Source organism: Nocardia sp. NPDC052112 (genome assembly GCF_040680135.1).
GTDB lineage: Bacteria > Actinomycetota > Actinomycetes > Mycobacteriales > Mycobacteriaceae > Nocardia.
The window spans coordinates 381,921-394,976 of the sequence record NZ_JBFAWD010000001.1; the positions used below are offsets into that span (position 1 = coordinate 381,921).

Annotated in this window: 12 protein-coding genes; 9 read left to right on the forward strand and 3 right to left on the reverse strand. The window is 66.6% G+C overall.

All coding sequences use genetic code 11. The features are described 5' to 3' along the window. Positions 1 to 150 precede the first annotated feature (150 nt). Positions 151 to 1,320 carry a kinase gene (locus AB0L58_RS01790; protein ID WP_364379318.1) on the forward strand — a complete coding sequence of 390 codons (1,170 nt, stop codon included), beginning with the start codon at positions 151 to 153 and terminating at the stop codon, positions 1,318 to 1,320. 205 nt (positions 1,321 to 1,525) lie between these two features. On the opposite strand, the gene AB0L58_RS01795 is transcribed toward AB0L58_RS01790, so the two are convergent. Beyond that, complete coding sequence (locus tag AB0L58_RS01795) at positions 1,526 to 2,779, reverse strand: sigma-70 family RNA polymerase sigma factor (protein ID WP_364379321.1); 1,254 nt, start codon at positions 2,777 to 2,779, stop codon at positions 1,526 to 1,528. Between the two features lie 4 nt (positions 2,780 to 2,783). Further along, positions 2,784 to 3,131 carry a YciI family protein gene (locus tag AB0L58_RS01800; RefSeq protein ID WP_364379324.1) on the reverse strand — a complete coding sequence of 116 codons (348 nt, stop codon included), beginning with the start codon at positions 3,129 to 3,131 and terminating at the stop codon, positions 2,784 to 2,786. A gap of 148 nt (positions 3,132 to 3,279) precedes the next feature. On the opposite strand from AB0L58_RS01800, the gene AB0L58_RS01805 reads away from it, so the two are divergent. The 8 genes from AB0L58_RS01805 to AB0L58_RS01840 all read left to right on the forward strand — a co-directional run bounded on the left by AB0L58_RS01805 (position 3,280) and on the right by AB0L58_RS01840 (position 11,534). Then, on the forward strand, positions 3,280 to 4,656 hold the full coding sequence (locus tag AB0L58_RS01805; RefSeq protein WP_364380167.1) for a replication-associated recombination protein A: 1,377 nt from the start codon (positions 3,280 to 3,282) through the stop codon (positions 4,654 to 4,656). A 2-nt stretch (positions 4,657 to 4,658) separates the two neighbouring features. Beyond that, a complete protein-coding gene (locus tag AB0L58_RS01810) occupies positions 4,659 to 5,171 on the forward strand; it encodes a Uma2 family endonuclease (RefSeq protein ID WP_364379327.1) in 513 nt (170 codons plus the stop codon). A gap of 26 nt (positions 5,172 to 5,197) precedes the next feature. Beyond that, complete coding sequence (locus tag AB0L58_RS01815) at positions 5,198 to 5,326, forward strand: hypothetical protein (protein ID WP_364379330.1); 129 nt, start codon at positions 5,198 to 5,200, stop codon at positions 5,324 to 5,326. Between the two features lie 73 nt (positions 5,327 to 5,399). Further along, a complete protein-coding gene (gene alaS / locus AB0L58_RS01820; RefSeq protein WP_364379333.1) occupies positions 5,400 to 8,066 on the forward strand; it encodes an alanine--tRNA ligase in 2,667 nt (888 codons plus the stop codon). Beyond that, positions 8,066 to 8,599 carry a Holliday junction resolvase RuvX gene (gene ruvX / locus AB0L58_RS01825; RefSeq protein ID WP_364380170.1) on the forward strand — a complete coding sequence of 178 codons (534 nt, stop codon included), beginning with the start codon at positions 8,066 to 8,068 and terminating at the stop codon, positions 8,597 to 8,599. The genes alaS and ruvX overlap by 1 nt, the downstream gene beginning before the upstream one ends. Next, positions 8,596 to 10,179: an endolytic transglycosylase MltG gene (gene mltG / locus AB0L58_RS01830; RefSeq protein ID WP_364379336.1), complete on the forward strand. Its 1,584-nt coding sequence runs from the start codon at positions 8,596 to 8,598 to the stop codon at positions 10,177 to 10,179. The genes ruvX and mltG overlap by 4 nt, the downstream gene beginning before the upstream one ends. Before the next feature lie 4 nt (positions 10,180 to 10,183). After that, the gene (locus tag AB0L58_RS01835; RefSeq protein WP_364379339.1) at positions 10,184 to 11,005 is read left to right on the forward strand and encodes a shikimate dehydrogenase; all 822 of its coding nucleotides are present in this window, start codon (positions 10,184 to 10,186) and stop codon (positions 11,003 to 11,005) included. Positions 11,006 to 11,051: 46 nt separating this feature from the next. Beyond that, positions 11,052 to 11,534, forward strand: coding sequence for a B-4DMT family transporter (locus AB0L58_RS01840; protein WP_364379342.1), 483 nt, complete (start codon positions 11,052 to 11,054; stop codon positions 11,532 to 11,534). A gap of 171 nt (positions 11,535 to 11,705) precedes the next feature. Here AB0L58_RS01840 and aroB read toward each other — a convergent pair whose 3' ends face one another. Beyond that, positions 11,706 to 12,881 carry a 3-dehydroquinate synthase gene (aroB, locus tag AB0L58_RS01845; RefSeq protein WP_364379345.1) on the reverse strand — a complete coding sequence of 392 codons (1,176 nt, stop codon included), beginning with the start codon at positions 12,879 to 12,881 and terminating at the stop codon, positions 11,706 to 11,708. Positions 12,882 to 13,056: the final 175 nt, after the last annotated feature.

Consider the following 13,056-nt stretch of genomic DNA (forward strand, 5'->3'; position numbering starts at 1 on the left):
CGGCAGTTGACGATGAGAAAACCGGACAGCCGCAATGGTGTCAAGCAAGCAGCGCCCGTTCCGCAACCTTGACGCAGACACGCCGAACGACGCGGAAAGGTTGTGTAACCGCTCGCTAGAAGTGACCCGGTGCGAGTAGCTTGATTAGCGATGACCGCACTATTGGCCGAACGCGCCGCCGAAGTCGTGTCCGCAGCACAGCAGTTGCTCACAAAGCGAATGGGTGCTCCGGTAAAGCTGAGCGATCCGATGGAACTCAGCGGTAGTGGTAGGACGACGGTCCTACGCGTGCGTGTTTCAGAGAACGCCTTCTCCCTGCCCCGGACGCTCATCGTCAAGCAGGTTCGCGGATCCGCGGCGGACCGCACGACGGGTGGTCTCGCGCCCGGCGTCGCCAGCATCGACTCCGCATTTCTACGCGAGGCCGTGTCGTATCAGTTCACCACCGCGCTCAGCCGTGAACAGCGGCCCGGCGCCTATCTGATCGCGCACAGCCTCCCGGACCGGTTGCTCGTCCTGAGTGATCTCGGGGAGAACGCCCGGCTGACGCAGGTGCTGCAATCCGGTGCCGAACCGGCGACTCGCAATGCGCTGATGGCCTTCGCACAGGCACTCGGTCGGATGCATGCGGCAACGGTCGGGCGTGAGGCGGATTTCGTCGCGCTGCTGCGCCGGGTGGATGTGGTGCACCGGGTCGACGGCATCGCGCAACAGGCCGAGGCCGCCATCTCCGAGGTGCCCGGCATGCTGCAGCGCGAACTCGGCATCGAGGTGCCCGGTGAGATCGCCGAGCGGATCGTCCGAGGTAATCGCCTGTTCTCGGCGGGTCGCTTCCGCGCATTCAGCCCCTCGGACCTGTGCCCGGACAATGTGATCCTCAATGACGAGGGCGCCCGCTTCCTCGACTACGAATGGGGTGGCTACCGCGACGCCACCCTCGATATCGCCTACGCGCTGGTGTCCTTCCCCGGCTGCCTCTGCGACTTCGAACTGTCCCGCGAACGCGCCAAGCAAATGGTCGAGGCGTGGCGCGCCGAGGTCGTCGGCGTCTGGCCCGCTCTCGCCGACGACGCCGTACTCGCCGAACGCATCCTGGAAGCCCGCCTCATCTGGGTCTGGCTCACCACCTACTGGTTCCTGCCCGCCGATCACACCCGCATCGCCTCCGCCCGCGAGCACGGCCTCTCGGTCCCGCGTTCGGAAGCCCTCATCAACCGCTGGGCCGCCCTGGCGGAAGACGCGCGCTGCACCGGGGACGACTCGGTCGGTGATTTCGCCGAGGACGTGTCGGCGATGCTCGAAGAGCGCTGGTCGGAGTAGGTTTCGGTGGCGGGTTCGCCGCAGGTGCGAGATCCCGAGGCCGAAGAATAGGCGGCCTGGTTGCGAGGGTGTTTGCCATGACTTCGTCGTCTGCGGACCCCTCGTCGCGAGTGCACACCTGATAAAGGGGGTATCGGAGGGGTGCGAACGTGAGAAGAGTTGCGGGCCAGGGACTCCGCGTCCGACGTGGAATCCGCAATGGGTGTCAGGGCGTGAGATCGGACAGGCGGGATTCGAGGTGGGCTCGCTCTATGGTGTTTTCGGTGAGGAGCAGTGCGGATTCGTAGGCTCGGGCGGCTTCGGTGGTGCGGCCCAGTTCGGTGAGGAACTCCGCGCGGGAGGCTTCGAGATACCCATAGGTGGCGAGTGAGGGTTCGTCGGCGAGGGCGTCGAGCAGGGCGAGGGCTCGGGTCGGCTCGCCGGAAAGGCCAACTGCCACCGCGTGATTGAGGCGCACCACCGGTGAGGGCCAGATTCGGAGTAGCAATACATAGAGGCCGGTGATCTCGCGCCAGTCCGTTTCGGCCCAGGACGGTGCCTCATCGTGGACGGCGGCGATGGCAGCCTGCAAGGTGTATCGATCCGTATGTGGCAGAGCGGTTTTCACCAAGGCGATGCCCTCGGCGATGGCCTCGCGATCCCAGCAAGAGCGGTCTTGGTGTTCGAGGGTGCACAGGCGGCCTTCGGCGTCCACGCGGGCGGTGCGGCGCGCGTCGGTGAGCAGGATCAGGGCCAGGAGGCCGGTGACCGCCGGGTCGTCCGGGACGAGTGCATGCATCATTCGCGCAAGTTGGAGTGCCCGGTCGACCAGATCGGCGCGCACCAGCGCGTCACCCGACGGCGCGGTGTGTCCGGTGGTGAACAGCAGATGGATGACCGCGCAGATAGCGTCGAGGCGCTCCGGGAGCTCGCGCACCGACGGCACCCGATACGGAATGCGCGCTACCGCGATCTTCTTCTTGGCGCGTGTGATCCGGGCCGCCATGGTCGATTCGCTGGTGAGGAAGGCGCGGGCGACCTCGGCGGTGGTGACACCGCAGACCAGACGCAGGGTCAGCGCGACCTGGGCCTCGCGAGCCAGGGCCGGGTGGCAGCAGGTGCTGATCAGACGCAGCCGGTCGTCGGGAATGGCCGAGGTCGAATCCAATTCCGCGAGTGCGAGATCAGCGGTGTCCTCGGCTTGATCGGTAATCAGCATCGGCAGTGTGCGCCGCATGGCCGAGTCGCGGCGCAGCAGATCCAGGCCGCGGCGGCGGGCGACGGTGGTCAGCCAGGCGCCGGGCTTGACAGGAACGCCATGCGCCGCCCACTCGGTGAGTGCGCGTGCATAGGCGTCCTGGACGCATTCCTCGGCGAGGTCGAAGTCGCGGACGAGGCGCACCGTCGCAGCGAGCACGAAGGCCCATTCGCGACGGTGCGCCTGCTCGACGGCCGCGGCCGCTTCGGTATCGATCGGCACAGGGCTAGTCGAAGGTCATGATCGGGCGCACCTCGACGCCGCCGAACCGGGCGGGCACCTGCTTGGCGATGGCGATCGCGGCGTCCAGATCCGCGGCCTCGATCAGGTAGTAGCCGCCGAGTGCCTCCTTGGCCTCGGCGAACGGGGCATCGGTCACGGTGAAGTCCCCGTTGTCGTTCTGCCGGATGGCGGTGGCGGTTGCGGTCGGCTGAAGTGCGTTGCCGCCTTGCACCGCGTCGCCCGCGATCTCCTGGAAAGTCACGTGCGCCTGGTACACCTCGCCCATGACCTGCTCCGATGCGGTCGCGTATGCGTTCTCGTCCTCGTAGATCAGCACCAGGTACTGGCTCATGTTCTCGCTCCTTCGGGTTGCGCCGACCCGCCGGTCGGGCCGTCGTATCGTTCCGACGAGCGAGCTCGACGGAAATCGACAACCTGTCGCGAGAAAATTCTGCTCCTGGAATCGCGTGGCGTCTCGCAAGTCGACACACGTCCCGGAGCTGTCGGACCCTCTCGGTAACGTGCTCGACGTGAGCGAAGGCTTATTCGACGTGCCCGGCGACGAGGTGCCGACCGGACACTCCATCGACAGTGTGGTGCGCCGCGATGCCGGTGCGCCGCTGGCGGTGCGGATGCGGCCGGCGACATTGGACGAGGTGGTGGGCCAACAGCATCTGCTCGGCCCCGGCTCACCGCTGCGGCGGTTGATCGAGGGTTCGGGCGCGGCGTCGGTGTTGTTGTACGGGCCGCCGGGAACCGGCAAGACCACGCTGGCCTCGTTGATTTCGCAGGCCACCGGTCGTCGCTTCGAGGCGTTGTCGGCCCTGTCGGCGGGTGTGAAGGAGGTGCGCGCGGTCATCGATGTGGCCCGCCGCCGTCTCACCGCGGGCGAGCAGACCGTGCTGTTCATCGACGAGGTGCACCGCTTCTCCAAAACCCAGCAGGACGCGTTGCTGGCCGCGGTAGAGAACCGAATCGTGCTGCTGGTCGGCGCGACGACCGAGAATCCGTCGTTTTCGGTGGTCTCACCGCTGTTGTCGCGTTCGCTGGTACTGCAATTGCAGTCGCTCACCGCAGCCGATATCCGGCTGGTGCTCGACCGTGCGCTCGCGGACTCGCGTGGTTACGACGGCGCGTACACGGTGACCGATGCCGCGCTGGAGCATATCGTCCGGATCGCGGGTGGTGACGCGCGCCGGGCGCTCACCGCGCTGGAGGCATCGGCGGAATCCTCGTTGGACGGCACCGTCGATGTGGATCTGGTCGAGGCCAGCGTGGACAAGGCCGCCGTCCGCTACGACCGTGCCGGTGACCAGCACTACGACGTGGTGAGCGCTTTCATCAAATCCATCCGCGGCTCGGATGTCGACGCGGCCCTGCATTATCTCGCCCGCATGCTCAGCGCGGGCGAGGATCCCCGCTTCATCGCCCGCCGCCTGGTGATCTCGGCGAGCGAGGACATCGGCATGGCAGATCCGATGGCGCTGCAGACCGCGGTCGCGGCGGCACACGTCGTGCAGTTGATCGGGATGCCCGAGGCCCAACTCACCCTGACCCACGCGACGATCCACCTGGCCACGGCCCCCAAATCCGGTGCCGTGCCCGCCGCGCTCGGCGCCGCGCTCGCCGATATCTCGGCGGGCAAGGCGGGTGCGGTCCCAGCACATCTGCGTGACGGTCACTATGCGGGAGCCGCCGCCCTCGGCAACGCCCAGGGCTACAAGTACCCACACGACGATCCGGACGGTGTCTTGGCTCAGCAGTATCCGCCCGACGAAATCGTCTGCCGCGACTACTACACCCCGACCGACCACGGTGGCGAACGCGATATCCAACACCGGGTCGAGAAGTTGCGCAGAATTGTCCGAGGACGCTGACGGTGCGCGACCGCCAGCCGCTCCCCGACGCGTGCGGCGTATCGGTGACTGCATCGGTGCATCAACCGTCCGGCCGAGCAGAACAGGAGGACCTGATACCGGCCATGGCGGATCGGCCTCGAATGCTCTCAGCGGAATTCGAACAGCTCGCCAGGCATTCGGGGGAGACGGTAACGCTGGAGTTTCTGTACGGGAAGCTGGGGGTGAAGGCTGTGCCGGATGGGGATCACGCCGAGATTATCCGTTGGATTGCTCGACAGATCCTTCCACTCCGAGGCGAACTCTGGCTGTACCAGGAAGTCGATATCAAGGTCGACAAGTACCGTAATGGCAGGGCGCGCGCCGATGGCGTGTTGGCACCGGACGGTTCCTTTGCCGGACAAGGATGCTGGGTCGACCCAGATCCGGCAGTGATGGTCGTCGAGGTGACGTCCTATGACTCCGACATCGACCGGCGCGACCGTGTCGAGAAGCCGCGCGCGTATGCGGAAGCCACATCCCGGTATACCTGCTGATAGATCGCGACAGCGGAGAATCTTTTGTGTTCAGTAGTCCTGAGGACGGCGTCTACGCCAGCACTATCCGGCATCGGCTCGGCCAGACGATCGTGCTTCCTGATCCGGTCGGTATCAGCATGGATATCGAGCCCCTGAAGTCCTGGGTCCGCTGACAGCGGCAGCAAGTGTGCGGCTGCACCCGGTCGCTGAAAAAGGGGATGCGCGACACCGGTAGGCTGGATATTTGTGCAGACCCACGAGATCCGACGGCGATTCCTGGACCATTTTGTCCGTGCCGGACACACCGAGGTGCCCAGTGCCTCGCTGATCCTGGCCGACCCGACCCTGCTGTTCGTCAACGCGGGCATGGTTCAGTTCAAGCCGTATTTCTTGGGGCAGGAGGCGCCGCCGTTCCCGCGCGCGACCAGTGTGCAGAAATGCGTCCGCACCGGCGATATCGAAGAGGTCGGCGTCACCACCCGGCACAACACCTTCTTCCAGATGGCGGGCAACTTCTCCTTCGGTGACTACTTCAAGGAGGGGGCCATCACCCTCGCCTGGGAGTTGATCACCAAGTCGCAGGAGGACGGCGGCTACGGCTTCGATCCCGAGCGGATCTGGGTGACGGCCTACGAATCCGATCCGGAGGCCGCCGAGATCTGGCACCGGGTCGCGGGCATCCCGAAGGAGCGGATCCAGTTCCGCGACGGCAAGGACAACTACTGGGATATGGGTGTGCCCGGACCGGGCGGCCCATGTTCGGAGATCTACTACGACCGCGGCCCCGAATACGGCAAGGACGGTGGGCCGGTCGCCGACGAGGACCGCTACCTGGAGATCTGGAATCTGGTCTTCATGCAGGACATCCGCGGTGAGCAGAGCCCCAAGCTCGGTCACCCGCCGATCGGATCGCTGCCCAAGAAGAATATCGATACCGGTATGGGCGTCGAGCGCATCGCGTTGCTGCTGCAGGGCGTCGACAACGTCTACGAGACCGACCTGCTGCGCCCGATCATCGATAAGGCCGAGGAGTTGACCGGCCGGTCCTACGGTGTCGAACACGAGGACGACCGCCGCTTCCGCGTCATCGCCGACCACGCCCGCACCTCGGCCATGCTGATCGCCGACGGCGTCAACCCGGGTAATGAGGGTCGCGGTTATGTGCTGCGCCGCCTGCTGCGCCGGATCGTGCGCTCGGCTCGACTGCTCGGCGCGGACAAGCCGGTGATCGGCGAATTCATGAAGGTCGTCAGCGAGCTGATGTCGCCGTCGTATCCGGAACTGGCCACCGACTTCGCGCGGATCGAGAATGTCGCGGTGGGTGAGGAGACGGCGTTCCTCAAGACCTTGAACACCGGTTCCCGGCTGTTCGCCGACGCCGTCGACGAGGTCTCGGCCAAGGGCGGCAAGACAATTCCGGGCTCGGATGCCTTCAAACTGCACGATACCTACGGTTTCCCGATCGAGCTGACCCTGGAGATGGCGGCCGAGGCCGGACTGTCGGTCGACGAGGAGGGTTTCCGCTCGCTTATGGCCGAGCAGCGGAAGATGGCCAAGGAGGATGCGCAGGCGCGCAAGCACGGCCATGCCGACTTGTCCATCTACAAGGAGCTGGTCGATCGTGGCGCAACGGAATTCACCGGTTTCGACGAGCTGACCTCCGAGGCGCACGTCCTGGCGCTGATTGCCGACGGCGTCCGGGTCCCGACCGCGACCGCTGGTCAGGACGTCGAGGTCATCCTGGACCGCAGTCCGCTGTACGCGGAGTCCGGTGGTCAGATCGCCGATCGCGGCACCATCACGGCGCAGGGCCTCAAGCTGCGGGTCAACGATGTGCAGAAGATCGCCAAGAAGCTGTGGGTGCACAAGACCACGGTCGAACAGGGGCAGATCACCGAGGGCGATGTCGTTCTCGCCCAAGCCGATCCGGCCTGGCGCCACGGTGCCACTCAGGGCCACTCCGGCACGCATATGGTGCATGCCGCGCTGCGCCAGGTACTCGGCCCGAATGCCGTGCAGGCCGGTTCGCTGAACAAGCCCGGCTATCTGCGCTTCGACTTCAACTGGCAGGGCCAGCTCACCGAGCAACAGAAGGCCGATATCGAGGCCGTTTCCAATGACGCTATCGGCGCGGATTTCCCGGTGAATACCTTTGTTACCGACCTGCCCAAGGCCAAGCAGATGGGCGCGCTCGCACTGTTCGGCGAGAACTACGGCGACGAGGTGCGCGTGGTGGAGATCGGCGGACCGTTCTCGATGGAGCTGTGCGGTGGTACGCACGTGCAGCATTCCTCGCAGATCGGCCCGATCACCGTGCTCGGCGAATCGGCGATCGGTTCCGGTAAGCGGCGCGTCGAGGCCTTCGTCGGCCTGGACTCCTACAAGTATCTGGCGAAGGAACGTGCGCTGCTGGCCGGTGTCGCGTCCGCGCTGAAGGTGCCTTCGGAGGAGGTGCCCGCACGCGTCGAGCAGCTTGTGGAGCGGCTGAAGGTGGCCGAGAAGGAGCTCGAGCGCACCAAGATCGCCACGGTGCTCGCCTCGGCGGGCAAGTTCGTCGACGAGGCCGAGCGGGTCGGCAGCGTGCTGCTGGTGGCCGCCGCCGCGCCCGAGGGTGTCGCCGCGGGTGATCTGCGCACCCTCGCCACCGATATCCGGGGCCGGTTCGGCACCGAACCGGCGATCGTTGTGCTGCTCGGCAATGCCGATGGCAAGGTGCCGTTCGTCGTGACGGTCAACAAGAGCGCACAGGATCTCGGCTTCAAGGCCGGAGATCTGGTCGCCAGTTTCGGCCCAAGCATTTCCGGTCGCGGCGGCGGCAAGCCGGAGATGGCGCAGGGCGCTGGTTCGGACCCCTCGGGCATCGAAGTCGGTCTGGCCGCGGTCCGTGCTCGGGTGGCCTCGCCGACCGGATGATGGGCGACTCGGAGAGTCATCGTCCCTCGCCCGTCACCGATCCCGGCCGCGGCCGACGGATCGGTATCGATGTCGGCAGTGTCCGAATCGGGGTCGCCTCCAGTGACCCGGACGGCATGCTCGCCACGCCCGTGGAAACGGTGGCGCGCGCAAAGCCGAATAAGCGCGCGCCGGGACCGGCAAGCGATATCGCCAGGATTGCCGAAATTGTGCGGGAGTACGAGGCTGTCGAGGTCATCGTCGGTCTGCCACGGACATTGCGCGGGGAAAAAGGGACTGCCGCCGATGCGGCGCTGGCATTCGCGGAGCGTTTGCGCGCAGTCATAGCACCTGTGCCTATCCGACTTTCCGACGAACGTTTGACTACGGTGTCTGCTGCACGTGCATTGCGGGACAGTGGAGTTCGCGCGCGTGGCCAGCGGCAGGTGATCGATCAGGCGGCCGCCGTAGCGATCCTGCAAGGATGGTTGGACGAACGGAGTGCGGTGTTGAAGTCGGCCGAAGCGGCGTCTGAGTCCGGAGACGGTGCATGACGGATCGATGGGCGCGAGCCGAGGAACGTTTCCGTCAGCGCGAGGCTGAGCGGCGTTACCGGCGAAACGACCAGGCATGGGAGGACTACGAGGACGACACCACGGTTATCCCGCGCTACACCGACGAAGATCACGACGAGGTACTCGCGGCGGAGCGTTCGCGGCGCGCGGCCCAGCAGCGTCCCCAGCGTGCCGAGCGCGGAGAACCGCGGCGCGGGCGTCCCCAGCGTGACGAGAGTGCGCCGCCGCGGCGGTCTCGTGGTGACGGGTTGGGTGGTGGACGCTCCGGCGCCGCATCCGCGCGGTCCGGGCGCGGCAGGTCCGAGCGCGGCGGGAGTCGCAGTGAGGAGCGTGCGGAGTCCCGTTCGGAGCGTCGGCGCAGTGCGCCCTCGCGCGGCCGACGGTCCCGGGCGGCCTCACGCAAGGCCGCCGAGCGGAAGAAGCGCCGCCGGAATATCTGGCTGATGGGTGTGCTGTTCGTGGCGCTGTTCGCCGGTGCCGCGGTGTTCGCCGGCTTCAAACTGATGAAGATGTTCGGCGCGCCCGAGGATTTCTCGGGTCCGGTCGGACCGCTGGTGGTGGTGCAGGTGCATCCGGGCGATACGTCGAACCAGATCGCGGAGGAGATGCAGAAGAAGGGCGTCGTCGCGAGTAGTCAGGCCTTCTTCCAAGCGGCCGTGCGCAATTCGAATATGAATTCGGTGCAGCCCGGCTACTACGCGATCCCGAGTCACAGCCCGTCCGCGCAGGCGGTGACGGCGCTGCTCAACAAGAGTTCGCGGGTCGGCAACCTGGTCGTCTCCGAGGGACGGCAGCTGCACGACCAGCAGGACGTGAATACCGGTTCGCGCAAGGACGGCATCTACCGCAAGATCGCCGACGCCAGCTGCGTCGGCACCGGTACGAATCAGAAGTGCATCACCTATGACCAGCTCGACGCCGCCGGGGCGGGTGCGGATCTGACCGCCCTCGGCGTGCCGAGCTGGGCCGAGCAGCGGGTGCGTGACGTACCGGACCGCAGCAGGCAGCTGGAGGGCCTGATCGCGGCCGGCACCTGGGATTTCGATCCGAGCGGCACGCCGGAGCAGATCCTGAAGCAGCTGGTGAGCGCGAGTGCGCGCAGCTACGAGTCGACCGGTTTGCTGCAGTCGGGCGCCGAGACGAAGCTGAATCCGTACCAGACCCTGATCGCCGCCTCGCTGGTCGAGCGCGAAGCGCTGCCGCAAGATATGGGCAAAGTGGCGCGCGTGATCGTGAACCGGCTCGCGGCCAACCAACCGCTGCAGTTCGATTCGACGGTGAACTACGCGCTGGACCGCACCGAGGTCGCGACCACCGACGCCGACCGGTCCAAGCGCACGCCGTGGAATACCTACGCGATGCCGGGACTGCCGGCCACCCCGATCTCCGCGCCGTCGTTGAATGCGCTGCGCGCGGTGGAGAATCCAGAGCCGGGGACGTGGTTGTACTTCGTAACCGTCGACAAACAGGGGACCACCTTGTTCACCGAGAGCTACAGCGAGCATCTGCGCAATATCGAAAAGGCCAGGCAAAGCGGAATTCTCGACAGTGGGAGGTGAGGCGATGCCGGAAACGCGCAAGGCGGCCGTGCTCGGCAAGCCGATCGCGCACTCGCGTTCGCCACAGCTGCATCTGGCGGCCTACCGTGCGCTCGGCCTGGATTGGATCTATGAGCGGATCGAATGTTCGGCCGAGGAGTTGCCCGGTCTGGTCGATGGGCTCGGGCCGGAATGGGTCGGGCTTTCGGTGACCATGCCAGGCAAAGAGGCCGCTCTGGCGTATGCGAGCGAACGCACGGAGCGTGCCGTGCTGGTGGGCTCGGCGAACACCCTGGTTCGGCTCGATTCGGAAGCGGGCGGTGGCTGGCGTGCCGACTGCACCGATGTCGACGGGGTGCTGGGCGCGCTGCGCGATGGTGGTGTCGGCGAGTTGTCGGAGGCCGTGGTGCTCGGTGCCGGCGGGACCGCGCGTCCGGCATTGCTCGCATTATCCGAACTCGGTGCGAAGACGGTGACCGTTGTCGCCCGCGATGCCGGAAGGGCGCGCAGCGCAGTGGATCTCGCGGAGCGGCTCGGTATGACCACCGCCGTGATCGGTTTCGACAGGGACACATTGCGTGCGGTGTGCACGGATGCCGGTGCCGTGGTCAGCACGATCCCGGCCGAGGCCGCCGCCGTCGTCGCCGAGGCGGTGGCGACGGCGCCGGTGGTCCTCGACGCGATCTACAATCCGTGGCCGACGCCGCTGGCCGTTGCGGTCGCACGGGCGGGGCACACTGTGGTGAGCGGGCTGGCGATGCTGCTGAATCAGGCCTATGGGCAGGTCGAACAGTTCACCGGCCGCCCGGCTCCGCATGCGGAAATGGCCGCGGCGATAAATCTGTAACCGGTTCTCATTTGGATCCGGCTGACTCGAGGCTATGGTGTTGACCATGAATGGTTGGGTGTTGCGAGCCATAGGGCTCGGTGCGCTGGTCGTCGTCCTGCGTGCCCTGCTGGGATTCGCGATGGTGTACTGGCCGACCCAGGGCAGTTGGATGCGACCGCTGTGCCTGGTGGTGCTGCTCGCCGCGGTCGTGTTCTGGGGTGTGCTGGATGGCCGCAAGGACCGGGAGGTCCATCCGGATCCGGAGCACGGCTCCGACCTCACCATCCTGTGGCTGAAGACCGCGGTCGCCGCCGGTCTGGGTAGCGGCGCGGCTTCGTGGCTGCTCGACTGGCTGCCCCGATTCGATCTCGGCGATAACGGTCTGCTGTTCGAACTGACCGCGGGTGCGTCCTTCATCGTCCTGCTGGTCTTCATTCCGGGCCTCATCGGCGTCGGCATCGGCCGCCTCATCGCCGACCGCCGGATCAACAAGTCCGCGAACCAGCCCGCATCCCAGGCGCCGGAGTCTGCCGCGACTCCCGCGTAGCCGCTGGCGAATTCGACCGGAGGCGACCCTCATCGGCCGGAGGGTCGCCTTCGTTTTTCCTGGTGGGCCGCAGTCCTGTGTGCGTCCGTCGGGTGGCGGCGGTACCTGTGGCCGAGAACCAGAATGCGAAGCGGCGCAACCGACTCGGATGCGCCGTTTCGCCGTTCGTGGCTACAGCAGGATCGCGCCGCTGTTGGCGCTGTCCTCGCGGGCGATCGCCGAGTATGCGGCGGCCAGCAGGGTGGGGTCCGGGCCTTCGAGGCGGCCGGGTTTGGCGAGACCGTCGAGGACCACGAAGCGCAGCACACCAGAGCGGGTCTTCTTATCGGTCTGCATGGTGTCGAGGAGTTGGGGGAGGGCGTCGGCGTCGTAGCCGGTCGGCAGGCCGACGCTGGCCAGCACGGTGCGGTGGCGGTCGGCGGTGGCGTCGTCGAGGCGACCGGCGAGGCGGCCGAGTTCGGCGGCGAAGACCAGACCGACCGAGACGGCCGCGCCGTGCCGCCAGCGGTAGCGCTCGCGACGCTCGATGGCGTGGCCGAGGGTGTGGCCGTAATTGAGGATCTCGCGCAGACTGGCTTCCTTGAGATCGGCGGCGACGACATCGGCTTTCACCTGGATGGCACGACGGATCAGTTCGGGCAGCACGTCGCCGGTCGGATCGAGTGCGGCCTCCGGATCGCGCTCCACCAACTCCAGGATCACGGGGTCGGCGATGAAACCGGCCTTGATGATCTCGGCCATACCCGCGACGATCTCATTCCGTGGCACGGTTTCCAAGGTCGCCAGATCCACCAGCACCGCGGTTGGTTCGTGGAAGCTGCCGACGAGATTCTTACCCGCTTCGGTATTGATTCCGGTCTTACCGCCGACCGCAGCGTCGACCATGGCCAGCAGCGTGGTCGGCACATGCACGATATGCACTCCGCGCATCCAGGTGGCGGCGACGAATCCGGCCAGATCGGTCGCCGCACCGCCGCCGAGGGATACCACGACATCATTGCGGGTCAGCCCGATACGCCCGAGCACCTCCCAGCAGAAGCCCGCCACGGCCAGATCCTTGCCCGCCTCGGCGTCCGGGATTTCGACACGATGCGCGTCGATACCCTTGTCGGCCAGAGCCTTGCGCACCACCTCGGCGGTTTCGGCCAGCGGTGGCTGATGGAAGATCGCGACGGTGCGTACACCCGTGGTCGCACCGACGACCGACTCGACGAGCTCGCCGAGCAGGCCGCGACCGACGATCACCGGATAGGGATCGGCGGTGCGGACCTCGATGCGACTCGGTTCGGTCGGACTTGTCGGGTGCTGCTCAGCTGGGCTGACAGGCCGCTCGCTTCGCTCACTCATGTGTACTCGGCTCCGATTCTGTGCGTGCTGTTTGTTTGAGCGCTCGCGCGCGGGCGCGACGGGCCCGGGTGCGGCGGGACCGGCTTCCGGGTGTCGGCGCCTCACCGGATCCTTCGGAACCGGCGGGGCCAATGCCGATTTTGCCGGTTGGCTTGGGGCGGTCGACCATCGCGGT

Bases quoted from the DNA above. Each gene is read 5' to 3' on its own strand.
- AB0L58_RS01790 (WP_364379318.1), top strand. From the start codon at position 151: ATGACCGCACTATTGGCCGAACGCGCCGCCGAAGTCGTGTCCGCAGCA.
- AB0L58_RS01800 (WP_364379324.1), bottom strand. From the start codon at position 3,131: ATGAGCCAGTACCTGGTGCTGATCTACGAGGACGAGAACGCATACGCG.
- ruvX (WP_364380170.1), top strand. From the start codon at position 8,066: ATGGGCGACTCGGAGAGTCATCGTCCCTCGCCCGTCACCGATCCCGGC.
- mltG (WP_364379336.1), top strand. From the start codon at position 8,596: ATGACGGATCGATGGGCGCGAGCCGAGGAACGTTTCCGTCAGCGCGAG.
- AB0L58_RS01835 (WP_364379339.1), top strand. From the start codon at position 10,184: ATGCCGGAAACGCGCAAGGCGGCCGTGCTCGGCAAGCCGATCGCGCAC.
- AB0L58_RS01840 (WP_364379342.1), top strand. From the start codon at position 11,052: ATGAATGGTTGGGTGTTGCGAGCCATAGGGCTCGGTGCGCTGGTCGTC.
- aroB (WP_364379345.1), bottom strand. From the start codon at position 12,881: ATGAGTGAGCGAAGCGAGCGGCCTGTCAGCCCAGCTGAGCAGCACCCG.